20 protein-coding genes and 2 tRNA genes are annotated in these 23388 nt (G+C 71.7%); 13 read left to right on the forward strand and 9 right to left on the reverse strand.

What is annotated here, in order from left to right:
• Positions 1 to 8 precede the first annotated feature (8 nt).
• Complete coding sequence (locus HHL10_RS00095) at positions 9 to 446, reverse strand: CBS domain-containing protein (protein WP_169158319.1); 438 nt, start codon at positions 444 to 446, stop codon at positions 9 to 11.
• Positions 447 to 609: 163 nt separating this feature from the next.
• Here HHL10_RS00095 and HHL10_RS00100 point away from each other — a divergent pair, with 163 nt between their 5' ends.
• From HHL10_RS00100 to HHL10_RS00110, 3 genes are all read left to right on the forward strand, one after another.
• Positions 610 to 1128: a DUF4142 domain-containing protein gene (locus HHL10_RS00100; RefSeq protein WP_235970952.1), complete on the forward strand. Its 519-nt coding sequence runs from the start codon at positions 610 to 612 to the stop codon at positions 1126 to 1128.
• Positions 1129 to 1334: 206 nt separating this feature from the next.
• Positions 1335 to 2204, forward strand: a complete 870-nt coding sequence (locus HHL10_RS00105; RefSeq protein ID WP_169158320.1) for an ATP-binding response regulator — start codon at positions 1335 to 1337, stop codon at positions 2202 to 2204.
• Between the two features lie 163 nt (positions 2205 to 2367).
• Positions 2368 to 5130 (forward strand): histidine kinase dimerization/phosphoacceptor domain -containing protein, encoded by a 2763-nt coding sequence (locus HHL10_RS00110; protein ID WP_169158321.1) that lies wholly within the window; start codon positions 2368 to 2370, stop codon positions 5128 to 5130.
• A 106-nt stretch (positions 5131 to 5236) separates the two neighbouring features.
• Here HHL10_RS00110 and HHL10_RS00115 read toward each other — a convergent pair whose 3' ends face one another.
• On the reverse strand, positions 5237 to 6121 hold the full coding sequence (locus HHL10_RS00115; protein WP_169158322.1) for a LysR family transcriptional regulator: 885 nt from the start codon (positions 6119 to 6121) through the stop codon (positions 5237 to 5239).
• A 79-nt stretch (positions 6122 to 6200) separates the two neighbouring features.
• Here HHL10_RS00115 and HHL10_RS00120 point away from each other — a divergent pair, with 79 nt between their 5' ends.
• Both HHL10_RS00120 and HHL10_RS00125 read left to right on the forward strand, forming a co-directional pair.
• Entirely contained in the window at positions 6201 to 6635 is a 435-nt protein-coding gene (locus HHL10_RS00120) for a DoxX family protein (RefSeq protein WP_169158323.1), read from the forward strand.
• Positions 6636 to 6657: 22 nt separating this feature from the next.
• Positions 6658 to 7368, forward strand: coding sequence for a glutathione S-transferase family protein (locus HHL10_RS00125; protein WP_235970954.1), 711 nt, complete (start codon positions 6658 to 6660; stop codon positions 7366 to 7368).
• A gap of 1 nt (position 7369) precedes the next feature.
• Here HHL10_RS00125 and HHL10_RS00130 read toward each other — a convergent pair whose 3' ends face one another.
• From HHL10_RS00130 to hrcA, 4 genes are all read right to left on the reverse strand, one after another.
• Positions 7370 to 10516, reverse strand: a complete 3147-nt coding sequence (locus HHL10_RS00130) for a DEAD/DEAH box helicase (protein WP_169158324.1) — start codon at positions 10514 to 10516, stop codon at positions 7370 to 7372.
• Between the two features lie 4 nt (positions 10517 to 10520).
• Positions 10521 to 11186, reverse strand: a complete 666-nt coding sequence (locus HHL10_RS00135) for a hypothetical protein (RefSeq protein ID WP_169158325.1) — start codon at positions 11184 to 11186, stop codon at positions 10521 to 10523.
• 126 nt (positions 11187 to 11312) lie between these two features.
• Positions 11313 to 11389: transfer RNA gene (locus tag HHL10_RS00140), tRNA-Ile, on the reverse strand.
• Between the two features lie 43 nt (positions 11390 to 11432).
• Entirely contained in the window at positions 11433 to 12452 is a 1020-nt protein-coding gene (hrcA, locus tag HHL10_RS00145) for a heat-inducible transcriptional repressor HrcA (protein ID WP_169158843.1), read from the reverse strand.
• Positions 12453 to 12521: 69 nt separating this feature from the next.
• Here hrcA and HHL10_RS00150 point away from each other — a divergent pair, with 69 nt between their 5' ends.
• From HHL10_RS00150 to HHL10_RS00165, 4 genes are read left to right on the forward strand one after another with little or no spacing between them, the layout of a single operon-like run.
• The gene (locus tag HHL10_RS00150) at positions 12522 to 13397 is read left to right on the forward strand and encodes an NAD kinase (RefSeq protein ID WP_169158326.1); all 876 of its coding nucleotides are present in this window, start codon (positions 12522 to 12524) and stop codon (positions 13395 to 13397) included.
• Positions 13397 to 15088, forward strand: coding sequence for a DNA repair protein RecN (gene recN / locus HHL10_RS00155; protein ID WP_205832848.1), 1692 nt, complete (start codon positions 13397 to 13399; stop codon positions 15086 to 15088). Before HHL10_RS00150 ends, recN begins: the two co-directional genes overlap by 1 nt.
• Complete coding sequence (rapZ, locus tag HHL10_RS00160; RefSeq protein ID WP_169158327.1) at positions 15085 to 15981, forward strand: RNase adapter RapZ; 897 nt, start codon at positions 15085 to 15087, stop codon at positions 15979 to 15981. Before recN ends, rapZ begins: the two co-directional genes overlap by 4 nt.
• Positions 15978 to 16646, forward strand: coding sequence for an LON peptidase substrate-binding domain-containing protein (locus HHL10_RS00165; protein ID WP_169158328.1), 669 nt, complete (start codon positions 15978 to 15980; stop codon positions 16644 to 16646). Before rapZ ends, HHL10_RS00165 begins: the two co-directional genes overlap by 4 nt.
• Positions 16647 to 16752: 106 nt before the next feature.
• Here HHL10_RS00165 and mutY read toward each other — a convergent pair whose 3' ends face one another.
• The 3 genes from mutY to mutM form a co-directional block, all read right to left on the reverse strand.
• On the reverse strand, positions 16753 to 17829 hold the full coding sequence (mutY, locus tag HHL10_RS00170; RefSeq protein ID WP_169158329.1) for an A/G-specific adenine glycosylase: 1077 nt from the start codon (positions 17827 to 17829) through the stop codon (positions 16753 to 16755).
• Positions 17830 to 17842: 13 nt separating this feature from the next.
• Positions 17843 to 18811, reverse strand: coding sequence for a hypothetical protein (locus HHL10_RS00175; protein WP_205832849.1), 969 nt, complete (start codon positions 18809 to 18811; stop codon positions 17843 to 17845).
• A 196-nt stretch (positions 18812 to 19007) separates the two neighbouring features.
• Positions 19008 to 19844, reverse strand: a complete 837-nt coding sequence (gene mutM, locus HHL10_RS00180) for a bifunctional DNA-formamidopyrimidine glycosylase/DNA-(apurinic or apyrimidinic site) lyase (RefSeq protein WP_169158331.1) — start codon at positions 19842 to 19844, stop codon at positions 19008 to 19010.
• Positions 19845 to 19990: 146 nt separating this feature from the next.
• Here mutM and HHL10_RS00185 point away from each other — a divergent pair, with 146 nt between their 5' ends.
• The 4 genes from HHL10_RS00185 to HHL10_RS00200 all read left to right on the forward strand — a co-directional run bounded on the left by HHL10_RS00185 (position 19991) and on the right by HHL10_RS00200 (position 23328).
• A complete protein-coding gene (locus HHL10_RS00185; protein ID WP_310734492.1) occupies positions 19991 to 21715 on the forward strand; it encodes a tetratricopeptide repeat protein in 1725 nt (574 codons plus the stop codon).
• A complete protein-coding gene (locus HHL10_RS00190) occupies positions 21712 to 22239 on the forward strand; it encodes an outer membrane lipoprotein LolB (RefSeq protein WP_169158333.1) in 528 nt (175 codons plus the stop codon). Before HHL10_RS00185 ends, HHL10_RS00190 begins: the two co-directional genes overlap by 4 nt.
• Positions 22240 to 22303: 64 nt before the next feature.
• The gene (gene ispE, locus HHL10_RS00195; RefSeq protein ID WP_169158334.1) at positions 22304 to 23215 is read left to right on the forward strand and encodes a 4-(cytidine 5'-diphospho)-2-C-methyl-D-erythritol kinase; all 912 of its coding nucleotides are present in this window, start codon (positions 22304 to 22306) and stop codon (positions 23213 to 23215) included.
• Between the two features lie 36 nt (positions 23216 to 23251).
• A tRNA-Gln gene (locus tag HHL10_RS00200) sits at positions 23252 to 23328 on the forward strand.
• Positions 23329 to 23388: the final 60 nt, after the last annotated feature.

Below are 23388 nucleotides of genomic sequence, written 5' to 3' on the forward strand. Positions count from 1 at the left end.
GGCTGCCCTCAGCTGCGGTCGGGGGCCGCGGGGGTGGAAATGTCCTTGAGCGCCTCGCCCACGCTGGCCTCGTCGCTGCCGCGGTCGGCCAGGTCGCCCAGCGAGACGATGCCCACGATCTGCTGCTGCCGGTCCACCACCGGCATGCGCCGGATCTGGGTGTCACGCATCTCGTCGAGCACGTCCTCCAGCGGCTGGTCCTCGAAGCAGCAGCGCACGCTGCCGCTCATGATCTCGCTCACCGGGGAGGACTTGGCGTCCATGCCCGCGGCCACGCCGCGCACGGCGATGTCGCGGTCGGTGAGCATGCCCACGAGCTTGCGGCCTTCGCACACCGGCACCACGCCGACGTTGAGCTCGTCCATCAGCTGCGCCGCGCGCTCGATGGTGTCCGTGGGCTGCACCACGCGCACATCGCGTGTCATCACGTCCATGACCTGGTCCATATGCACGACTCCTTGGGCTTCCGCAGGCAGGCAGCGGCAAGCGTGGTGCCCGTTGCGCGGGTTCGCCCGGCGCGGCTGAGGCGCCGCTTCGGGCGTGGCGCTTGCTGAGCCGCCCCATGCCGCGAACCCGTGCGGCAGGTCTTCCGTCTTCGAGGAGCAAGCAATGAAGCGTTTTATCTCCACCGCCGTGCTGGGCTGCACGATGGCCCTGTTCACCAGCTTGGCACCCGCGGCCGACCGCATGGTGCGCAGCGACCGCAACTTCATGGAGCAGGCCGCGCAGAACGGCCACGCCGAGGTCGAGGCCGCCAAACTGGCGCAGAGCAAGAGCGCCAACCAGAAGGTCAAGGACTTCGCGGCCCGGATGGAGCAGGACCACACCAAGACCAACGAGGAGCTCGCCACGCTCGCATCCAGCAAGAACGTGAAGCTGCCCACCGAGCCCTCGGCGGTGCAGAAGAGCAAGGCCAAGGCCATGGGCACGCTCGACGGCGAGCGCTTCGACCGCCAGTACGCCGACGAGATGGGCATCAAGGCCCATGAGGACACCGTCAAGATGTTCCGCAAGGCCGCCGACGGCGCCAAGGACGCGGACGTGAAGGCCTTCGCCGCCAAGACGCTGCCCGCCCTGGAAGAGCACCTGAAGATGTCGCGCGACCTGCGCGCCTCGCTGGGCAAGTGAGCCCCGCCCGCCCCGGCGCCCGACCCACGCCGGGCACACGGGCGGCGCGCGCCGCCGGCGCCCCTACCGGGCCGGTACGGGCACGGTCAAGGGCCATGCAATAAATCTTGTCTCCGCACAACCCCCAGCGACGGCGGTTTCCATATGCTGGAAAATGCCGGGTTGCATCATGGTCAGCAAAAGCATCAAAGGACGCGGGGGGAAACATGGAGTCGCCGTACTCGATCCTGATCGTTGAAGACGAGGCGGTGATCGCCCTGGATCTGCAGCTGCAGCTGGAGGACATGGGTTACCGTGTGCTGGGCCCGGCCGAGAGCGGCCCGCAGGCGCTGGCGCTGGCGGCGCAGGAGCGCCCGGACCTGGTGCTGATGGACATCCGCATCCAGGGCCCCATCGACGGCATCGAGACCGCGGCGCGGCTGGGCCGCGTCAGCGGCCTGCCGGTGGTCTTCCTCACCTCGCACAGCGACGACGAAACGGTGGCGCAGGCGGCGCGCACCTCGCCCTGCGGCTTCCTGACCAAGCCCTTCGAGGGCCGGGCGCTGCGCGCGGCCATCGAGATGGCGCTGTCGCGCGCCCAGCTGGAGCGGCGGCTGCGCGAGTCCGAGCGCTGGTTCGCCGCCACGCTGCGCTGCGTGCAGGACGGCGTGATCGTGGTCAACCCCGACGCCACGCTGCGCTTCATCAATCCCGCCGCCGAGGCGCTCACCGGCTGGAGCGCCGAGGAGGCGGTGGGACGGCGCCTGGCGGAGGTGGTGCGCTTCGCCCCCGGCGACACCGAGCCCCCGGCGGCGCTGCAGGCACTGGCGCAGAACCGCCACATCGGCGTGCAGCACGGGCGGCGGCTGCTGCGCCGCAACAGCGCGCGCGCGGTGGTGACGGTGGACGAGTCGGCCGCGCTGGTTGAAGGCGAGTTCGGGCTGCGCATGGGCGCGGTGCTGGTGCTGCGCGACGCCACCGAGCGCCTGGCGCGCGAGGGGCTCGACGCCGCGGGCCAGCGCCGCCCGCCCGCGGCCAACACCAGCTCCGTGCCCGCCATGGAGCACGAGGCCCTGCCGCTGGCCCAGGTCACCTGAACCGCGCGCGCGGCCGTCGCCCCAGCAACCGCCCCGCTCCGTGTTTCGCTTTTTCCGCCTGAACTGAAAGCCCTCCGCTCGGGCTGAGCCGGCCGCAGCGCCCGCGACACGCTCGCGCCACGGGCCCGGCGCCGCGCTCAGGGCCGACGGAAGAAGTGAACCCATGCCCTTGCGCCCGCCCTTTTCCGTCCGCCTGCCCTTTCCCCGGGCCATTGCCGTCGCGCTGGTGCTGCTGCTGGCGGTGGCGGCCGTGGCGCTGTGGACGCAGCGCCGCGTGGCCGATGCCGGCGAGCTGCGCCGCCACACGCTGCAGGTGCGGCTGGAGGTCGCCGCCTTCGGCAACGACGTCAAGGACCTGTCGCGCGCCGTGCGCGGCTTCACCATCAGCGGCCAGGACGACTGGCTCGAGCCCTACCGCAGCGCGCGCGAGCGGCTGCCGCAGCGGCTGCAGCGCCTGCGCGAGCTCACGGCCGGGCAGCCGGCGCAGCAGCGGCGCCTGGAGCAGCTGGGCCCGCTGCTGCTGGGCTACCTGCGCTTCGTGGACGAGCTGCTGAATGCTGCCGCCCACGAGGGCATGGCGTCCGCGCGGCAGCGCATCGCCACCGGCTCGACCCGCCACATGGTCAACGACATCGACGCCCTGCTGCACGAGCTCGACGCCGAGGAGCTGCGGCTGCTGGCGGAATACGAGCAGACGGCGCAGGACCGCACCGACCTCAACACTGCCGTGACGATCCTGGGCAGCCTGCTGTCGCTGGGCCTGGTGGCCTGGGCCGGCGTTGCGCTGCAGCGCAACGTGGGGCGGCTGCGCGGCAGCGTCGAGCGGCTGGCGCGCGCGCGCAGCGCCGAGTCGCAGGCGATGACGCGGCTGCAGCAGACGCAGGCCTCGCTGTACGCGGCCAACGACGCGCTGCAGGCGCAGGCCGACCACCTCACCGAGCTCAACGACGCGCTGTGGCAGTGGATCGGCGGCGCGCCGGCGCGGCTGGCGGTGGCGGCGCCCAACTCGCGGCTGGACGATCCCGAGCGGCTGGCGGCGCTGCGCCGCACCGGGCTGATGGACTCCGAGCCCGAGGAGAGCTTCGACCGCTTCACGCGGCTGGCGGCGCACTCGCTGCAGGTGCCGCTGTGCCTCATCAGCCTGGTGGACGAGCGGCGCCAGTTCTTCAAGAGCGCCTACGGGCTGCCCGAGCCCTGGGCCAGCCTGCGCCAGACGCCGCTGTCGCATGCGATCTGCCAGTACGTCGTCACCTCGGGCCAGGTGCAGGAGATTGCCGACACGCGCGCCGATGCGCGGCTGCGCGACAGCCCGGCCGTCACGGAACTGGGCGTGGGGGCCTACCTGGGCGTGCCGCTGGCCACGCCCGACGGGCAGGTGCTGGGCAGCTTCTGCGTCATCGACCACCAGCCGCGCGCCTGGCGCGCGCAGGACCGCGCGACGCTGGAGCGCATCGGGCAGTCGGTGCTGGCGGGCATCGCCGTGCGCATGCAACTGCACGAGCTGGAGCGCCGCGTGGCCGAGCGCACCGCCGAGGCCAAGCGGCTGGCCGAGGCGATCCAGCATTCGCTCACCGGCTTCAGCATCGTGGACCGCCAGGGCCGCTTCACCTACGTCAACGACGCCTACGCGCACATGTGGGGCTACGCCAGCGCGCACTCGCTCATCGGCGCCGAGGTCAGCGGGCACTGCGTGGACTCCACGCTGACCGCGCGCATCGCCGCCGACCTGCACGCGCGCGGCAGCTGCCGCGTGGACTTCACGGCGCGGCGGCGCGACGGCTCCACCTTCGAGGCGCTGCTCGACGCGCACCGCACCCAGGACGAGGGCGGGCGCGAGTTCCACATCAGCACCGTCGTCGACATCACCGAGCGCAAGCGCGCCGAGCAGGCGCTGCGCATGAGCGAGGAGCGGCTGCGCCTGGCGCTGGAGGCCGGGTGCATGGACGCCTTCGAGCTGGACCTGGTCACGGGCGTGGTGCTGCGCATCGGCAGCCTGCAGGCGGCGCTGGGGCTGGCGCTGGAGGAGCAGCACCTGCTCAAGCCCTTCCTCAAGCGCGTGCACCCCGACGACCGCTCGGCGCTGGTGGCGGCGATGGAAGGGCTGAGCCCGGCGCAGCCCTCCTACCGCGCCGAGTACCGCTTCCGCGACGGCGACGGCGACGGCGGCTGGCGCTGGCTGCTGGAGCGCTCGCAGCGCAGCTTCGGCCCCGCGGGCGAGCCCGGGCGCATCACCGGCGTGACCATGGACATCACCGAGCGCCGCCATGACGAGGAGGCCATGCGCACCTCGCTGGCGGAAAAGGAGGTGCTGCTGCAGGAGGTGCACCACCGCGTGAAGAACAACCTGCAGGTGGTCACGAGCCTGCTGCAGCTGCAGCGCCGCCAGTTGCGCGACCCGGCCACCCAGGCAGTGTTCACCGAGACCGAGAACCGCGTGCGCGCCATGGCGCTGGTGCACCAGCGGCTGTACCAGCAGTCCACGCTGTCGTCGCTGGACTTCGCGGACTACCTGCGCAGCCTGGGCGCGCAGCTGATGCAGTCCTTCGGCAGCGAGCGCTCGGTGCGCGTGGAGTACCGGGTGAAGCCACTGCGGCTGCCGATAGGCACGGCCATCCCGCTGGGGCTGATCGTGACGGAGCTGATCACCAACGCGCTGAAGTACGCGCTGGCGCAGCGCAGCGACGGCGTGCTGGGCATCGAGCTGGCGTCGGACGGCCCGCAGGGGCTGGCGCTGAGCATCAGCGACAACGGCCCGGGGCTGCCCGCGGACTTCGACCCGACGCGCAGCGCCGGCCTGGGCATGCGGCTGGTGCAGATGCTCTCGCGCCAGATCGGCGCCACGGTGGACTTCGGCGCCAGCCCGGGCGGCGGCGCCTGCTGCCGGCTGCGCGCGCCCATCCGCAAGGAGGAGGCGGTGGTGGCGTGAGGGGCAGCAGCGCGCCGAAGCATGAATTGATCGGAAAAGCTGGATAGTGAACGCAATGTGTGCGGGCTTTACCCAGAATTTCTGAACAATCTCCGCCGCTCTTCACTCACTCCAACGCCAGCGCCTCCGCCAAGTGGGCGTACACCGCCGACACCCGGCGCAGGTGGCGCGACTCCGGGTGCGCCAGCAGCCACAGCTCGGTGCGGCAGTCGGCGACCTCGGCGCTCATCGCCTGCAGGTCGGTGCGGCCGCGCGCCAGGAACAGCGGCAGCAGCCCGACGCCCAGGCCCAGCGCCACCAGCTCCATCACCGTCAGGATGCTGTTGACGCGGTAGACGGGCACGACCTTGGGAAAGCGGCGCCGGCGCCACAGCACCGTGGGGTGCTCGGGCAGCGCGTCGTCGGGCGCGACCCAGGGCGCGCGGCCCTCCTCCACGTCCGGCCAGCGCCACGCCGGAGCGCTCACGCCCCGGTACAGCGCCACGCGGATCGGGCCGAGCTGCCGACCCACCAGGTGCGGCGGCGGCGTGCGGGTGGCGCGCAGGGCGATGTCGGCGTCGCGCCGCGTCAGGCTGGCCAGCTCGTTGCCGGCCTGCAGCTCGTAGCCCAGCAGCGGATGGCGCTGGTGCAGTTCGCGCAGCGCCGGCGCGAGCAGGCCGTGCAGGAGGGTGTCGGTGGTAGTGATGCGCACCGTGCCCGCCACGGCTTCGGGCCGCTGCTGCAGCGCCGAGCGCGCCGCTTCCAGCGCCGACTCCAGGACTTCAGCCTGCTCGGCCAGCGTGCGCGCCAGCTCCAGCGGCGTGCAGCCGCTGCGCGAGCGCTCGAACAGCGGCTGCCCCAGCCCGCGCTCCAGCCGCTGCAGGGCGCGGAAGGCGGTGGAGGCGTCCACGCCCAGGCGCTCGGCCACGCCGTTGAGGCTGCCGGCGCGCACCAGCGCCAGCACCAGCTCCAGGTCGCCCGCGCCCAGCTTGTATTGCTTTGCTGCAGTCATTGTGTGCCTCCGCGCCCATTCGCATGGCGCCGACGCAATCCTAGAGTGGCTTCACCCTGTCACTCAACGGAGTGTTGCCATGAACGAAGCCCCTGACTCTTCCACCCTCGCCGCGCAGGCCGCCTGGGGCGCGACGCTGCTGCGCCTGAGCCTGGGCGTGATGTGGATGTCGCATGCGCTGCTGAAGCTGTTCGTCTTCACCCTGCCCGGCACGGCGCGGTTCTTCGAAAGCGTGGGCTATCCCGGCGCGCTGGCCTACCCGGTGTTCGCCGCCGAGTTGCTGGGCGGGCTGGCGCTGCTGCTGGGCCTGTACGCGCGGCAGGTGGCGCTGGCGCTGCTGCCGGTGATGGTGGCGGCGCTGTGGGTCCACCTGCCCAACGGCTGGGTCTTCACCAGCCCCGGCGGCGGCTGGGAATACCCGCTGTTCCTGAGCGTGGCCTCCGTCGCGCAGTGGCTGCTGGGGGATGGGGCGCTGGCGCTGCGGCGCAGCCCGCGGCTGGTGCCGGCTTTCTGAACGCCTGGACGAGGAGACCACCATGGAACGCATCGACATGAACCCGGCGTCCGAGCCGCTGGTGCTGGTCAGCCACCCGCTGTGCCCCTACGTACAGCGCGCCGCCATCGTGCTGATGGAAAAGGGTGTGCCCTTCGAGCGCCGGGACGTGGACCTGGCGCACAAGCCGCGCTGGTTCCTGGAGCTGTCGCCGCTGGGCAAGACGCCGGTGCTGCTGGCGGGCGGCGACGCCATCTTCGAATCCGCCGTGATCTGCGAGTACCTGGACGAGACGCTGCTACCGCCGCTGCACCCGCGCGACGCGCTACAGCGCGCCCGGCATCGCGCCTGGATGGAATTCGGCTCGGCGCTGCTCAACGCCATCGCCGCCTTCTACAACGCCCCGGACGAGGCGGCGCTGGCGGCCCGGGCGGCGGACATCCGCGCCCGCTTCGCACGGGTTGAAGCCGCGCTGGGCGACGGCCCGTGGTTCGCCGGGCCGGAGCTTGGCCTGGTGGACGCGGTGTTCGGGCCGGTGTTCCGCTACTTCGACGTGTTCGACACGATCGGGGATTTCGGGTGCCTGGAGGGGCTGCCGAAGGTGTGTGCGTGGCGGGCGGCGCTGGCGGGGCGGCCGTCGGTGCGGGAGGCAGTCGGGCCGGAGTACCCGGAGCTGCTGAGCGAATTTCTGTGGGGACGCGGGTCGGCGCTGGCGCGGCGGATGGGGGCTGGCACGCCGGTCCTCGCTGATTGAGCTACACCCCGCGCAGCACGCTGAAGGCACGGAACAGCGCTGCGGGCAGCGGCACCTGCAGCCGCCACACGATGCTCATGGGCCGGTTGCCTTCGGCGGATTCCAGCGTCACGGGACCGCAGGCGCGGTAGGGATCAGCCTTGCGCTCGCGCACGAAGAGCTGGAAGCGCCAGCCGTTGACAGCGCTGTCCAGGTAGCGCCGGCCACTGGAGGTGTCCGGCCCGGCGCTGCGCTGTGTCTGCCAGTGAAAGCGCTCGGTGCTGATGGCGTAGTCCCGGTAAGCCAAGCGGTCGTGAACGACGCCTGTCTTGTCCAGCGTCACGAACAGCAGCTCGGTACGACGCGGCGCCAGGGACAGCACACCGGCCTGGAACGGCACGCGGCGCTCGGCCGTGAGCCAGCCCACGGCGGTGAGCACTTCGCGCACGCCGTAGGCGGCATGCAGGCGCAGCGGCGTGTCTTCCAGGCCCGGCACCGGCCGGTCCAGCAGGCTGCTGCGCGCCTGCAGCAACGCGGCCAGCTCGGCCAGTTCTCCGCACAGTGCCGGGTGGCGCGCCAGACGCGCGGTGAAGGCCGCGCCGCTGCCGGCCTGTGCGTGCTGCCCATCGATCTGGTAGGCCAGCATCTGGGCCTTCAGCGCCGTGCCGGCATCACTGCCGGGCAGCTGCCCGCCGGACGCTCCCACGGCGGTCATCAGGTCCAGACGTACGGGGTCGTCCACGTGCAGCAGGTCTGCAAAGCGGCGGCTGAAGTAATCCTCCTCCGGCCCCGGCTCGCCAGCCAGCAGTCCGGCATCGCGCCGCAGCGCGGTCCAGCCGCTGCGCTTGCCGTCCCGGTACACGTCCTCCAGCTCCAGTGCCTGGTCGTGGATGAAATCCGCCAACCGCACCGCCCCGCGTCCGCGCAGCGCGGCGTAGGCCTGCAGCTCGGTGCGCAGGCGGCGCCAGTTCTGCTGCACCAGCGTGCGCAGCCCCCGCAGCACCTGCTCGCGCGTCTGGCGTTGCAGGTGGATGTGGCAACCCGGCGGCAGGCTGCCGAAGCCGCGCTCAACGGCTTCCACCAGCGCCCGGCGCGGCAGTCCGGTCAGGCTGGAGAGCAGCCGGTCGAAGCGGAAATCGGCGCGGTGCTGGCCGACGAAGTCCAGCACCAGGCAACTCTCCTTGCCCGGCGCCAGACGCAAGCCGCGGCCGATCTGCTGCTGGAACAGGACCGGGCTCTGCGTGGGGCGCAGCAGCAGCAGCGTGTCCACCTGCGGCAGGTCCACGCCTTCGTTGTAAAGGTCCACCGTCACCAGCGCGCACAGCTCGCCGCGCGCCAGCCGCTGCGGCGCGCGGCGGCGCTCCTCGGCCGGGGTTTGGCCGGTCACGCAGGCGGCGGGCAACCCGGCCGCGTTGAGCTTGGCGGCCATGAACTCGGCGTGCTCCACCGACACGCAGAACACCAGGGCCCGCGAGCGCCGCGGATTGGCCGCCAGGCGCTGCCACTCCCGGATCACCAGGTGGGCCCGGCCGTCATTGCCCGTCACCAGCTTGCCCAGGGCCTCGCGCTCACCCGGTTTCTCCCAGGGCACCTCCGAAAAGTCGGTGTCGTCGTCGCAGGCGTAGTACTCGAAGGGCGCCAGCAGCTGCAGGTCCAGCGCATGCCACAGCCGCAGCTCCACGGCCGGGCTGCCGTCCGGGCGCGCATCGAAATACGGCGTCAGCGGCCGTCCGTCGCTGCGCTCCGGCGTGGCCGTGAGCCCCAGCAGCAGCCGTGGCTGCACCGCCCGGGCGAAGGCGTCAAAGCGTTCGGCCGCCAGGCGGTGACATTCGTCCACCACCACCGTGTGCCAGAAGTCCGGGCCCTGGACGGCCACCAGGTCGCGGCTGCAGACGCTGTCGATGGTGGCGAAAAGGTGGTCCATCCCTTCGGGCTCACGCCCGCCAACGAGCAGCTCGCCGAAGTCCGGCTCGCGCAGCACTTCGCGATAGGTGCGCAGCGCCTGGCGCAGGATTTCCTCGCGGTGCGCCACGAACAGCAGCCGCGGCCGCCCGCCCTCGTGGCGGCAGGTGTCGCGGTAGTCGAAAGCTGCCACCACCGTCTTGCCCGTGCCGGTGGCCGCCACCACGAGGCTGCGGCGGCGGCCGTGGGCCCGCTCCAGCGCCAGCTGCTCCAGCATGTCCTGCTGGTAGGTCTTGGGCTGCAGGTCGAAGAACGCGGCAACGACGTTGCCGTCCTCGCCGCCGAAGGACTCGCGCCCCAGCGCCGCCGCCAGGGCGCGCCGGTGCTCGGGGTCGTCCGGGTCGTAACGCTGGAATTCGGCGTCGGCCCACAGCGTCTCGAAGTGGGCGGCGGCCCGCGCGAACAGCGCTTCCTGTGCGCGCTGCGCCAGCTTCACCGTCCACTCCAGCCCGCCGGTGAGCGCGGCGCCCGAAAGATTGGCGCTGCCCACATAGGCCGAGCCGAAGCCGCTGGCGCGGTGGAACAGCCAGGCCTTGGCATGCAGCCGCGTGCGCCGGCCGTCCAGTGACACGCGCACCTTGCAGCCGGGCAGGCGCGCCAGCTCGTCCAGCGCGCGTGCCTCCGTGGCGCCGGTGTAGGTGGTGGTGAGGACGCGGATGCGCGTGCCCGGCCGGCCCGCCGCTCCCAGCGCCGTGACCTGCTGCAGCACATCGCGCAGCTTGCGCACGCCCGACACGGTGATGAAGCTGACCAGGATGTCCACCTGGTCGGCCGAGGCCAGCTCGCGGCGGATCTCGTTGAGCAGCGAAGGCGAATCCTTGCCGGCAGTGAAAAGCCAGGGCGCGGACAGCCCCACCTCCGGCACCGGCCACGATCCGGGCGCGCCATGGCGGATCGCCGTGAGCACACGCGGCGGTGTGGCCAGCAGATCGACGGTCTCGGCCGCCTCTGCTGTGCCGCGCTCCTGCGCCAGGCGCTCGCGCAGCGTCACCAACAATGCGTTGACCAGATCGAGCTGGCGCAAGGCCTTGTCGGCGCCCTCACCGGAGAGCTCGTCCAGGATCGCGCCGAGCTGCCGCACCAGCTGGTCGGACAGCAGCGGGGCGGCGCTGTCTGGCAGCGCCAGGAACTCGGCGCGACGTGCATCAAGCTGCTCGGCCAGCCGCTCGGTCAGGGCCAGTTCGTAAAGTCCGTCGGGCAGGCTCATGAATTCAGGAATAACTCCGCGTCCATTTCACCGGCGCGAAGCGAATCAGCGGCACGGCCGGCTGCTGGGGCGAGACCAGGGCACGCGACAGGTCCAGCGCGAGGTCGCGCGCGTTGGGCCTGGGTACCGGCGTGTCGAAGTCGATGGAGAGGTGGTAGGTGCGGCCGGTGTCGCTCAGCGCCAGCTCTGGCGCCACCGGGCGGTCTGCCCAGCGGCCGCCCTCGCGTACGCGCCGGCCCTGCTCGTCCCACATGCCGAATTGAAAGCCTGCCACGCCGCCGAAGCGCTGCTGCGCCACGGCCAGCACGGCCTCGCCGGGGCGGAACACGAAGCCGGACATCGTGGGGGTGACGCTCAGCCGTACCCGCGTGCGGCCGGGCTGGTTGACCTGGTCGTAGGCCGGGCGTGGATCGAGCACCAGCGGCAGCACGAACAAATAGACCTGCGTGTCGTACTGGCGCAGCCGGTTGTCGATGGACACGCTCAGCCGCAGGCCCGGCAGTTCGAAGTCGGGCGCTTGCAGGGCAGCACCCTCACGCTCTTGGTCGAAACCCGCAGGCGGCGCCTCGCCGATGTAGGGACGGCTCTCGACGCCGCCCTTGAAGCCGGCGCAGCCGCCCAGCAGCAGGCTGATCCAGAGGTACAGGCTCAAGCGTCGCAAGGCGGGCATGGCGCGTTTGGCTGTGAAGGCAGGCGGGGCACGGACGGGACGGGGGAACCCGGCGCTCGCGGCGCCCGCCACGCCGCCGGCGCGGCCGGGTGGCCAGCCGCGCGAACGGGAAAACGGAGGGAGATTTGGTAGGCCGTCGGGGGCTCGAACCCCGGACCAAAGGATTATGAGTCCTCTGCTCTGACCGACTGAGCTAACGGCCCACTGTGCAAGCTGCGGGCGCGATTGTAGGGGCGCGACCGGGCGTTACTTCTGGCTCAGCGCGTTGCTGACCAAGCGCGAGGTGATGTCCACGATCTGGATCATGCGGTCGTAAGCCATGCGCGTGGGGCCGATCACGCCCAGCGTACCCACCACGCGGCCGTCCACCTCGTAGGGCGCGGACACCACGGACAGCTCCTCGAAGGGCACGACGCGGCTTTCGCCGCCGATGTAGATGCGCACCCCTTCGGCGCGGCTGGAAACGTCGAGCAGCCGCATCAGCTCGGTCTTGCGCTCGAACAGGTCGAAGAGCTTGCGCAGCGAACCCATGTCGTGGCCGAAGTCCTGCACCGCCAGCAGGTTGCGCTCGCCGCTGACCACGACCTGGTCGCTTTCCTCCAGCGCCTGGCTGCCGGCCTGCACCGCGGCCTGCATCAGCGCCGCGATCTCGCCGCGCAGCTGCTCCACCTCGCCCTTGAGCCGCGCGCGCACCTCCTCGATGCTCAGGCCGGCGTAGTGGTGATTGAGGTAGTTGGTGGCCTCGGCCAGCTCGGACTGGCCGTAATCGCGCGCGGTGAAGATGACGCGGTTCTGCACGTCGCCGTCCGGCGCCACCAGGATCACCAGCACGCGGCGCTCGCCCAGGCGCAGGAACTCGATGTGGTGGAACACGCCGGCCTTGCGCGGCGCCGTCACCACGCCCACGAAGCTGGAGAGGTTGGAGAGCAGGTGCGCCGCCTGCGCGATCACGCGCTGGGGCTGGTCGGGGTGCAGCTGCTCGCGCGCCGCGGCGAGCTCGGGCGCGCCCTGCTCCAGGCCACGCGCGGTGAGCATGGTGTCCACGAACAGCCGGTAGCCGCGCGGCGTCGGGATGCGCCCGGCGCTGGTGTGCGGGCTGGCGATCAGCCCCAGGTCTTCCAGGTCGGCCATCACGTTGCGGATGGTCGCCGGCGAGAGCTCCAGCCCGCACGCCTTGGACAGCGTGCGCGAGCCCACGGGCTGGCCGTCCGCGATGTAGCGTTCAACCAGGGCTTTGAGGAGGGTGCGGGCGCGCTCGTCGAGCATGCTTTTCATTCTACGGAGATGGGGCTGCGCCCCCGAGGGCGCAAGGGGCCCTGTGGTGTAATCCGCCGCATGCCGACCCCGTTTCGACACGCCGCATTAGTGGGCAAGTACCAGGCACACGGTATCACCTCCGTGCTCGAAGAGGTGGCGCAGTTCCTGGTGAAGCAAGGTCTGCAGGTCTCGCTGGAGCGCAACACCGCGCACAGCACCGGCCTGACCGCGTACCCCGTGCTCGATGCCTCCGAATTCAACTCCTGCTGCGACGTGGCGGTGGTGGTGGGAGGCGACGGCACCATGCTGGGCATCGCCCGCGAGCTCGCCCGCCTCAACGTGCCGCTGGTGGGCATCAACCAGGGCCGCCTGGGCTTCATCACCGACGTGCCCATCGGCCAGTTCCGCGACGCCCTGGCCTCGATGATGGCCGGCGACTACGAGGAGGAGCACCGCTCCATGCTCGAAGGCGGCATCTGGCGCGACGGCGAATGCATCTTCGAGGGCCTGTCGCTCAACGACGTGGTGGTCAGCCGCGGCGCCACGGCCTCGATGGTGGAGCTGAGCCTGCACATCGGCGAGGACTTCATCGCCAACATCCGCGCCGACGGCCTGGTCATCGCCACGCCCACGGGCTCCACCGCCTACGCGCTGTCCGCGGGCGGGCCGATCTTGCACCCGGGCATCGGCGGCTGGGTGCTGGTGCCGATTGCCTCGCACACGCTGTCCAACCGCCCCATCGTGCTGCCCGACCAGGGCGAGATGCGCATCGAGATCGTCGCCGGGCGCGACGCCTCGGCCAATTTCGACATGCAAAGCCTGGCCAGCCTGCACATCGGCGACCAGGTGCGCGTGCAACGCTCGGCGCACAAGGTGCGCTTCCTGCATCCCAAGGGCTGGAGCTACTACGCCACGCTGCGGCGCAAGCTGCGCTGGTACGAGGGAGTGGTCTGATGCTGCGGCGTCTGGTGCTGCGCGACTTCGTGATCGTGGCCGCGCTGGAGGTGGACTTCGACGCCGGCTTCTCGGTGCTCACCGGCGAGACCGGCGCGGGCAAGTCCATCCTGATCGACGCGCTGCAGCTGGCGCTGGGCAGCCGCGGCGATGCCGGCGTGGTGCGCGAGGGCGCCGCTCGCGCGGAGATCACCGCCGAGTTCGACGCGCCCGCGGCGCTGGCGCCCTGGCTGGAGGAAGCCGGCTTCGACAGCGACGGCAGCACGTTGCTGCTGCGCCGCGCCATCGACGCCCAGGGCAAGAGCCGCGCGTGGATCAACGGCAGCGTCGCCACCGTGGCGCAGCTGCGCGAGGCGGCGGAGTTCCTGCTCGATATCCACGGCCAGCATGCCTGGCAGAGCCTCACCCGCCCGGCCGCCACGCGCGCGCTGCTTGACGGCCAGGCCGGCGTGGACACCACCACGCTGGCGGCGCTGTTCACGCGCTGGCGCGAGGCGACGCAGACGCTGCAGGACGCGCGCACCCGCCAGGACAGCCTGGAGCGCGAGCGCGAGCGGCTGGCCTGGCAGATCGGCGAGCTCGACAAGCTCGCCCCCGGCGAGGACGAATGGGAGCCGCTCAATGCCGAGCACGAGCGGCTGTCGCATGCCCAGGCACTGCTGAGCGCGGCGCGCACCGCGCTGGATGCCGTCTCCGAGGCCGACACCAGCGCCGATGCGCTCACCAACCGCGCCATCGACGCCCTCACCGACGTCTCCCGCTACGACGCCCGGCTGGAACCGGTGGTGGAAGTGCTGCAGGCCGCGCAGGTGCAGCTGCAGGACGCCGCGCACAGCCTCAATGCGTATCTCGGCCATGCCGAGCTGGAGCCCGAGCGGCTCAATGAGCTCGACGAGCGGCTGTCGGCCTGGATGTCGCTGGCGCGCCGCTACCGCCGCCCGCCCGCGGAGCTGCCCGCGCTGCTGGCGCAGTGGCGCACCGAACTGAAGGCGCTGGACGCCGCCACCGACCTCGACGCGCTGGAGGCCGATGTCAAGAAGGCGCTGGAGGCCTGGCGCGCCGAGGCCCAGCGCGTGAGCGCGCTGCGCCGCGCCGCTGCCCCGCAGCTGGCGCAGCGCGTGACGCAGGCCATGCAGCAGCTGGGCATGGCCGGCGGGCGCTTCGAAGTGGGCCTGCTGCCGCAGGACCAGCCGCAGGCCTTCGGGCTGGAATCGGTGGAGCTGCGCGTGGCCGGCCACGCCGGCAGCTCGCCGCGGCCGCTGGCCAAGGTGGCCTCCGGCGGCGAGCTTTCGCGCCTGGCGCTGGCCATCGCCGTGACCACGGCGCGCGAGCAGGCCGCCGGCGCGGCCACGCTGATCTTCGACGAGATCGACGCCGGTGTCGGCGGCGCGGTGGGCGACGCGGTGGGCCGATTGATGAAGCAGCTCGGCCGCGAGCGCCAAGTGTTGGCCGTGACGCACCTGGCCCAGGTGGCGGCCTGCGCCGACCACCATTTCGTGGTCAGCAAGGCCGAGCGCCAGGGCATCACGCTCAGCGACGTGCAGCCCGTGGCCGGCGAGGCGCGCACCGCCGAGGTGGCGCGCATGCTGGGCGGCGAGCGCCTGGCGGGCACCAGCCTGGCGCATGCCCAGGCGCTGCTGGACGAGGCCGCCGCGCCTTCTTCGGACCGTGCCAAGGCCAGGCCGCGATGAGCGACGACACCTTCCCCGCGAAGCCGCTGCGCGAGGTGGTGCTGGTGTCCGGCACCTCCGGCTCGGGCAAGTCCGTGGCGCTGCATGCGCTGGAGGACGCGGGCTTCTTCTGCGTGGACAACCTGCCCCCGGAGCTGCTGCCGCAGTTCCTGCGCCTGGAAGCCGAGCGCGACCGCCATGTGGCCATCGCCGTGGACGTGCGCACCGCCGGCTCGCTGCCGCGGCTGGTGACGATGCTGCCGCAGCTGCGCAGCGAGGGCGTGGCCATCCGGCCGTTGTTCCTGGATGCCACCACCAACACGCTGCTGCGGCGCTTCTCGGAAACGCGCCGCCCGCACCCGCTGACCAAGCGCGCGGCCGACGCCGGCCAGCCGCAGCCGGCGCTGGTGGAAGCCATCGAGATCGAGCGCGAGCTGCTGGCCGGGCTGCGCGAGGTGTCCACCGTCATCGATACCAGCGAGCTGCGCCCGGCGGTGCTGCGCAGCTGGATTCGCGACCTCGTGGGCGCGCGCCCCGGCGGGCTGACGCTGGTGTTCGAGTCCTTCGCCTTCAAGCATGGCGTGCCGCTGGACGCGGACTTCGTGTTCGACGTGCGCGTGCTGCCCAATCCGTACTACATCCGTGAGTTGCGGCCATTGACCGGGCGCGACGCTCCGGTGGCCGACTACCTGCACGCGCAACCGGAGGCCACCGACATGCTCGAACAGATCGAAGCCTTCCTGCGGCGCTGGCTGCCCGCCTTCGAGGACGACCAGCGCAGCTACCTGACCGTGGCCATCGGCTGCACCGGCGGCCAGCACCGCTCGGTGTACCTGGTGGAGACGCTGGCGCAGCGCTTCGCCGGCCATGGCGCCGTGCTGCGCCGCCACCGCGAACTCGACGCCTCGGCATGACCACGCCAGGCCACGGGACGGGTGCCGCCGGCGGCGCGGCCCCCACCCCGGCCGACCAGGCCACGCTGCCGCTGTTCCCGCTGCAGACCGTGCTCTATCCGGGCGGCCTGCTGCCCCTGAAGATCTTCGAGGCCCGCTACCTGGACATGGTCGGCGAGTGCCTGCGCACGGGCGGCGGTTTCGGCGTGGTGTGCCTGCGCGATGGCGCGGAGGTGCGCCGCCCCGGCGCAGCGCCCGAGCAGTTCGAGCACGCCGGCGTGCTGGCCCGGCTGGACGAGGTCGATGCGCCGCAGCCCGGCATCCTGCTGCTGCGCTGCATCGGCACCCGGCGTTTCACTTTCGACACGCCGCGCCACGAGGATGACGGCCTGTGGGTGGCCGATGTCAATTTCCTGCCCGACGACCCCGTCGTGGCGCCGGGCGAGGAATTCGAGCCCACCGCCGCGGCGCTGAGCCGGGCCCTGGAGGCGCTGGAGACCGAGGGGCTGCAGCTGTGCGACGGGCCGCCGAAGCTGGACGACGCCGGCTGGGTCGCCAACCGCTGGTGCGAACTGCTGCCCCTGCCGCTGTCCGTGCGCCAGAAGCTGATGCTGCTGCCCGACCCGCTGACGCGGCTGCGCCTGGTGGACGACGTGTTGCGCCAGCGCGGCCTGGTGACGGGCTGAACGCGGGCGCTGCCCGCAACTGTTGACTGACTTGCAACAATATCTCACTCAGCGCCCACACAGTGGGCTGTACGTCAACCCACAGACAACAGTCCCAGGCCGGGGCTCAGACCCCGCAACGCTCCAGCAGCTTGCGCACCGGCGCGGGCAGGCCCATGTCAAAAGCCTGCGCCAGCGTGACCCAGCGTCCGGGCGGCAGGAAGGCCTCTACGGCGGCGCGGGCTGACTCGTCCTGCGGCAGTTCGTGGCGCCAGGGCTGCAGGGCCCAGTCGAAATGCGTCAGCGCATGCTCCACCAGCGGCAGCGCCTCGCCCTGCCCCGGCAGCGCGGTCAGGCGCTGCTGCAGCGCCTCCAGGTCCTCGTACTCCGGCAGGCTCCACAGCGAGGCCCACACGCCGCTGTCCGGACGTTGCGTCAGCCACAAGCGGTCGCCCTGCTGCAGCCACAGCAGCGCATGGCTGCGCCGGCCGCGCGTGACGCGCCGGGTCTTGACCGGGTAGCGCGCGGGATCGCCCTGCGCGTGCGCCACGCAGCCGTGCTGCAGCGGGCACAGCAGGCAGGTCGGGCGCCGCTGCGTGCACACGCCCGCGCCCAGGTCCATCAGGCCCTGCGTGTAGGCCTCGATGCCGGCCGCGGGCAGCAGCGCCTGCGCCTTCGCCCACAGCTCGCGCTCGGCGCTGGCTTGCGACAGGTCCCGGTCGAAGCCCAGCGCGCGGGTGAGCACGCGCTTGACGTTGCCGTCCAGGATGGCGGCGCGCTCACCGAAGCAGAAGGCGGCAATCGCCGCCGCGGTGGATTTGCCGATGCCGGGCAGCGTTGCCAGCGTCGCGCTGTTGTCGGGGAAGCGCCCGCCGTGCTCGCTCATCACCGCCTGCGCGCAGCGGTGCAGGTTGCGGGCGCGGCTGTAGTAGCCCAGGCCGCTCCACAGCGCCAGCACCTCGTCCAGCGGCGCCGCGGCCAGCGCCGCCACGTCCGGGAAGCGCGCCAGGAAGCGCTCGTAGTAGCCCAGCACGGTGGCGACCTGCGTCTGCTGCAGCATGATTTCCGACAGCCAGACGCGGTACGGGTCGCGCGTGTTCTGCCAGGGCAGCGCATGGCGGCCGTGCGTGCGCTGCCAGGCGATGACGCGTTCGGCCAGCGTCGAGGGGGCGGCCTCGCCGCCCGAGAAGTCTTCGGTTCGCATTCGGATCGGGAATTCAGGCGGCGCGCACCTGCAGCTTGGGGCGGTCGCCGCTCTCGACGGCTTCCAGGCGCGTGAGCAGGCGCAGCGCGTGGCCGAAGCGCTCCTGCTCCAGCAGCTCCTGCGCCTCCAGCTCGACGATGCGCTGCTGCAGCTCGTCGGCGGCCTGCTGCACGCGCTGCACGGCGTCGTGGCGGTGCTGCAGCCGGTCGCGCGACTGGTCCAGCCGCGCCTGCGCCGGGGTCCACAGTGCATGGCTCCAGCCTTCGAGTTCCGCGGTGGCGCCGTGGAACAGCCGCACCAGCCGCACCTGCAACTGGCGCACCAGCCGCGTCTGAAAGCCCGGGCGGATCAGCCGCAGCAGGTGGCTCGGGCCCATCTGGCGGGCGTAGGCGCCGCTGAGCACGGTCAGCTCGTCGATGAAAGGCTGCAGCGCCGGCGGCGCTTCCGCCGTCAGCGTCAGCCCATGGGCGGCATTGATGGCGGCGTAGCCTGCCGTCATCACGCCATGGATGTCCTCGCAGCGCCGCTGCGCCTGCGACAGGCGCAGGTGCAGCCGCTCGCTCAGCGCGGCGAAGGCCCGATGCAGCCGCAGCGGCCGCTGCCAGGCGTTGCCGCACTCCTGCTGCATGCGCTTGAGCTCCACATGCACGGCCTGGACATGCAGCCCCGCCAGCAGCTCCTGCGCCATGCGCGCATGCACGGCACGCAGCGCATCGAACTGGGCGCCGCAGGCCTGCAGCGCGACGCCGTCGCGGTTCACGCGCTGCTGCAGCGACTGCAGCCGCGCCGCGCTGCGTTCCTGCAGGCTGCGCAGCTCGGCCAGCTGCGCGGCCAGGTGCGCCTGGTGCTCGTCCTGCAACAGCGCCACGCGCTGCGCCAGGGCCCGGGCCTCGGCATGCAGCGCCTGACCGGCACGGCGGCGCTCGCGCAGTACCCCAATCAGGGCTGCGCACTCGGCGTCCAGCAGGTCGTGTTCGCCCAACACCTGCGCAAGCTCGTCGGCCGGACAGCCCGGGGGCTGCGGCCAGGACCAGAGCTCAGGCGGCGGGACAAGAGAGTTTTCAGGCATGTGCAAGCCAGCAGGCCAGGAATGCAGGCGCCGATTTTGGCCCAGCCCCCCCGTGGACAAGGGTAGGGTGAACAACTGCTGACAGGAAAGCAACCTGGACTGCGGAAATTCACCGCCGCTGACAGCTTGGGCAGAAAAACGTGGAGCGCTGGCCCTGCACCAGGCGCTGCACCGGGGTGCCGCAGCGCCGGCAGGGCTGGCCTTCGCGGCCATAGACGCCGGCCTGGTCCTGGAAGGCACCGCTCATGCCGTGCGCGTCGCGGAAGTCGCGCAGCGTCGAGCCGCCCAGCTCCAGCGCGCGCCCGAGCGTGTCGCGCAGCGCCGCCAGCAGCCGCTCGCAGTCGGCCAAGGTCAATGCGTTGGCCGGCGTGCGCGGGTCGATGCCCGCTTCGTACAGCGCCTCGCAGGCGTAGATGTTGCCCGCGCCGACCACGATGTCGCCGGCCAGCAGCGCGGTCTTGATCGGGACGCTGCGGCGCTGCAGGCCCTGGCGCAGCAGCGCCGGGGTCAGGGCCGGGTCGAAGGGCTCGCGGCCCAGCCGCGCCAGCAGCCGCGCGGCCATGCCCTGGTCCAGCGCCGGCGACCACACCACGGCGCCGAAGCGGCGCGGATCGGTCAGTCGCAGCGTGCCGGCGTCGGTGACGAGGTCGAAATGCTCATGCTTGCCCGGCGCGGCAGCGGGCTCGGCAAGAAAGGCCAGCGAGCCCGACATGCCCAGGTGCAGCAGCAGCCCGCCCTGCGGTGCGCCGTCGGGGTGCAGCAGCGGCAGCCAGATGTACTTGCCGCGCCGCTGCAGCGGGCCGATGCGCAGGCTCACCAGGGAGGCGGGCTCCACGCCCAGCGGCCAGCGCAAGGCGGCACCCACGCGCACCGCGCGCACCAGCGCGCCCTCCAGACGCGGCGCGACGCTGCGGCGCGTGACTTCGACTTCAGGCAATTCGGGCATCGGCGGGATTATCCGCAGCGCCGTCCATGGCCCCGTCGGCGCGGCAGGGTCAGCGGCCTCCTAGAATGAAATTGAAACTAGGAGCTTTGATGGCCGGACTTGCCTCACGATGGTTCAGGCGCCCGCCGCATGCACTACTGCGTCGCGTGGCCGTGGCAGCCGTGCTGGGCGCCACGTGCGCGGCACATGCGCAGGAAGTGCCCCAGCCCTCGACCATGGACGCGCAGCTGCTGTACCAGGTGCTGGTGGCTGAGATGGAGCTGCGCAGCGGCCGTGCCGGCGATGCCTACCAGATCATCCTCGACGCCGCGCGGCGCACGCGTGACGAAGGGCTGTTCCGCCGCTCGGTGGAGATCGCGCTGCAGGCGCGCGCCGGCGACCAGGCGCTGCAGGCCACGCGCGCCTGGCGCCAGGCGCAACCCCAGTCCGGCGAGGCGCTGCGCTTCGAGCTGCAGCTGCTGCTGGCGCTGCACCGCGGCAACGAGGTGGCCGAGCCGCTGCGCACGCTGCTGGAGCGCAGCCCCGAGGCCGAGCGGCCGGCGCTGATCGGCGCGCTGCCGCGGCTGCTGCAGCGCCAGGACGAGCCGCGCCAGACGGCGCAGTTGCTGGAGGCGCTGCTCAAGCCCTACGTGGCCCGCCCGGACACCCGCACCGTCAGCCGCGTGGCGCAGGGCAGCGCCTGGCTGTCCGCCGGCGACGCGCAGCGCGCGCTGGAGCTGGCCCGGCAGGCCGCGGCCGACGACCCGGCCTCCCCCGCGCCGGCGCTGCTGGCGCTGGATCTGCTGCCGCGCCAGGTGGCGGCCGACGAGCTGGTGCGGCGCTACCTGGAACAGCCCAATGCCGAGCCGGCCGTGCGCCTGGCCTATGCGCGCACGCTGAGCAACATGCAGCGCTATGGCGACGCGGTGCAGCAGGTCGAGCAGGTCACGCAATCCCGTCCCGAGCTGGCGCCGCCCTGGCTGATGCTGGGCGCGCTGCGGCTGGAGCTGCGCGAGCCCGCGCGCGCCGAGGCCGCGCTGCAGAGCTATCTGAAACTGGTGCGTGAGCAGGGTGCGAGCGCCAGCGAGGAAGGCGAAGCCGAGCCGCCCGACGAGGCGCGCCAGCGCGGCATCACGCAGGCGCAGCTGCTGCTGGCGCAGGCGGCCGAGCAGCGCGGCGACATGGCCCAGGCCGAGCGCTGGCTGGCGGGCATCGACGATCCGCAGCGCCTGGTGGAAGTGCAGGCGCGCCGCGCCCTGCTGCTGGCGCACCAGGGCCGAGTCGATGAAGGCCGGGCCCTGCTGCATGCCCTGCCCGAGCGCACCGAGGAAGAGGCCCGCACCAAGCTGATGGCCGAGGTGCAGTGGCTGCGCGAGCTCAAGCGCTGGCCCGAAACCTACAAATTGCTGGCGCGCGCCAATGAGCGCTTCAGCGCCGACTCCGACCTGCTGTACGAGCAGGCCATGGCGGCCGAGAAGCTCGACCGCCTGGACGAGATGGAGAAGCTGCTGCGCCAGGTGATCGCGCTCAAGCCCGATCACCAGCATGCCTACAACGCGCTGGGCTACTCGCTGGCCGAGCGGGGCCAGCGCCTGAACGAGGCTCGGGAGCTGATTGTCAAGGCGCTGGAGATGGCGCCGGGCGATCCTTTCATCATCGACAGCCTGGGCTGGGTCGAATTCCGGCTCGGTCGCAACGAGGAGGCGCTGCGCCTGCTGCAGCAGGCCTACGCGGCGCGGCCCGACATCGAGATCGCCGCGCACCTGGGCGAAGTGCTGTGGACCCTGGGCCGGCGCGACGAGGCCCGACGCGTGTGGCGCGAGGCGCGCGGGCGCGACGGCGCCAACGAGCTGCTGCGCTCCACGCTGGCACGGCTGAAGGTCGATCTGTGAAGCGCCGCCGCTGGCTGGCCGCCGCACTGCTGCCGGCGGCGCTGCTGGCGGGCTGCGCGCAGGCGCCGCGCGCGGTGGCGCCGGATGTGCTCGCCGGCCGCCTGGCGGTGCAGGTCGAGGCCTTCAACGACAGCCCGGCGCGCAGCTTCAGTGCCGCCTTCGAGCTGCAGGGCAATGCCGAGCGCGGCACGCTGCAGCTGACTTCACCCCTGGGCACCGTGCTGGCGCGCGCGCAGTGGCGGCCGGGCCAGGCGCTGCTGCAGACCTCGCAGGGCGACAGCCGCGACGCCAGCCTGGACGCCTTGTCGGAGCGCATGCTGGGTGAGCCGATCCCGCTGGCCGCGCTCATCGAATGGCTGCACGGCCGGCCCTGGGCCGCTGCGCCGGTGCAGCGCCTGCCCGACGGCTTTGAACAGCTGGGCTGGCGCATCGACCTCAGCCGCTTCACCGACGGCGTGCTCGTGGCGCAGCGGCCGCAGCTGCCCGTCATCGGGGTGCGGGCCCGGCTGGATCAGAATCCCTGATTTTTCGCTGCCGGACAGCGGCGCCACGGACGGCGGCCGGCATCGGGCAGCATCGGACCTTGCCATGCCTTTGCGCGCCCTCTACGACGTCCCGGCCCCGGCCAAGTTGAATCTGTTCCTGCATGTGGTGGGACGCCGCGAGGACGGCTATCACCTGCTGCAGTCGGTGTTCGTGCTGGTCGACTGGTGCGACACGCTGCATTTCGAGCTGCGCCAGGACGGCCAGCTGTATCGCCATGACCTTGGGCCGGCGCTGCCGGAAGTGGATCTGGCGCTGCGCGCGGCACGGCTGCTGCAGCAGCGCAGCGGCACCTCACTGGGGGCGGACATCTCGGTGCTCAAGCGCGTGCCCTGGGGCGCGGGCATGGGTGGCGGCAGTTCCGATGCCGCCAGCGTGCTGCTGGCGCTCAACCGGCTGTGGAGCCTGGGCTGGAGCCGTGCGCAGCTGCTGGAGCTGGCGCCCCAACTCGGAGCGGACGTGCCTTTCTTCGTTGGCGGATGCAATGCCTTTGTCGAAGGCATCGGCGAGCGGCTCACGCCGGTGCAGGTGCCGAAACAGCGTTTCGCGGTGATCAGGCCACCGGTGGAACTCCCCACGAAAGACATTTTTTCAAGCCCCCTGTTGGCAGGCGCCAAAACAGGTGCTACAGTAGCGCTCTTTCCTGCAGACGACGCGTCGCAAACGATCCTGCAACCCGGCTTTGGTCGAAATGATCTGCAAGCCGCCGCTGAAGATCGTGCGCCAGAGGTAGCGCAAGCCGCCCGATGGTTGCGGAACCGATACGGCAACAGCCGCATGACAGGTTCTGGAAGCGCAGTGTTTGCTAGAATTGAAAAATGTGATACAATCGCTGTCTCAGCTGAGGCAATAAGCTCGAAAAATGATGCAAGTGCACTGGCATCATTGCCGAGCGGATGGCTGGGAAAGCTGTGTCACAGCCTGGATCGGCATCCGCTGGAGAGCTGGGCAGGCTGAAAAGTTTCAGGTGCTGGCGCAAGCCGGAACCGGTGTAGGGGAGTCGCCAAGTTGGTTAAGGCATCGGATTTTGATTCCGACATGCGAGGGTTCGAGTCCTTCCTCCCCTGCCAAATCATCTAGTTTCATCAAACAAGCCCGCGGCGCCGCATTGACGGCGCCGCGTTGCTTCC

This window comes from Azohydromonas caseinilytica (genome assembly GCF_012927045.1).
GTDB lineage: Bacteria > Pseudomonadota > Gammaproteobacteria > Burkholderiales > Burkholderiaceae_C > Azohydromonas > Azohydromonas caseinilytica.

Bases quoted from the DNA above. Each gene is read 5' to 3' on its own strand.
- HHL10_RS00095 (WP_169158319.1), bottom strand. From the start codon at position 446: ATGGACCAGGTCATGGACGTGATGACACGCGATGTGCGCGTGGTGCAG.
- rapZ (WP_169158327.1), top strand. From the start codon at position 15,085: ATGAGCGACGACACCTTCCCCGCGAAGCCGCTGCGCGAGGTGGTGCTG.
- HHL10_RS00115 (WP_169158322.1), bottom strand. From the start codon at position 6,121: ATGACTGCAGCAAAGCAATACAAGCTGGGCGCGGGCGACCTGGAGCTG.
- HHL10_RS00135 (WP_169158325.1), bottom strand. From the start codon at position 11,186: ATGCCCGCCTTGCGACGCTTGAGCCTGTACCTCTGGATCAGCCTGCTG.
- hrcA (WP_169158843.1), bottom strand. From the start codon at position 12,452: ATGCTCGACGAGCGCGCCCGCACCCTCCTCAAAGCCCTGGTTGAACGC.
- mutM (WP_169158331.1), bottom strand. From the start codon at position 19,844: ATGCCCGAATTGCCTGAAGTCGAAGTCACGCGCCGCAGCGTCGCGCCG.
- HHL10_RS00105 (WP_169158320.1), top strand. From the start codon at position 1,335: ATGGAGTCGCCGTACTCGATCCTGATCGTTGAAGACGAGGCGGTGATC.
- HHL10_RS00120 (WP_169158323.1), top strand. From the start codon at position 6,201: ATGAACGAAGCCCCTGACTCTTCCACCCTCGCCGCGCAGGCCGCCTGG.
- HHL10_RS00130 (WP_169158324.1), bottom strand. From the start codon at position 10,516: ATGAGCCTGCCCGACGGACTTTACGAACTGGCCCTGACCGAGCGGCTG.
- mutY (WP_169158329.1), bottom strand. From the start codon at position 17,829: ATGCGAACCGAAGACTTCTCGGGCGGCGAGGCCGCCCCCTCGACGCTG.
- HHL10_RS00150 (WP_169158326.1), top strand. From the start codon at position 12,522: ATGCCGACCCCGTTTCGACACGCCGCATTAGTGGGCAAGTACCAGGCA.
- HHL10_RS00110 (WP_169158321.1), top strand. From the start codon at position 2,368: ATGCCCTTGCGCCCGCCCTTTTCCGTCCGCCTGCCCTTTCCCCGGGCC.
- HHL10_RS00125 (WP_235970954.1), top strand. From the start codon at position 6,658: ATGGAACGCATCGACATGAACCCGGCGTCCGAGCCGCTGGTGCTGGTC.
- HHL10_RS00165 (WP_169158328.1), top strand. From the start codon at position 15,978: ATGACCACGCCAGGCCACGGGACGGGTGCCGCCGGCGGCGCGGCCCCC.
- ispE (WP_169158334.1), top strand. From the start codon at position 22,304: ATGCCTTTGCGCGCCCTCTACGACGTCCCGGCCCCGGCCAAGTTGAAT.
- recN (WP_205832848.1), top strand. From the start codon at position 13,397: ATGCTGCGGCGTCTGGTGCTGCGCGACTTCGTGATCGTGGCCGCGCTG.
- HHL10_RS00100 (WP_235970952.1), top strand. From the start codon at position 610: ATGAAGCGTTTTATCTCCACCGCCGTGCTGGGCTGCACGATGGCCCTG.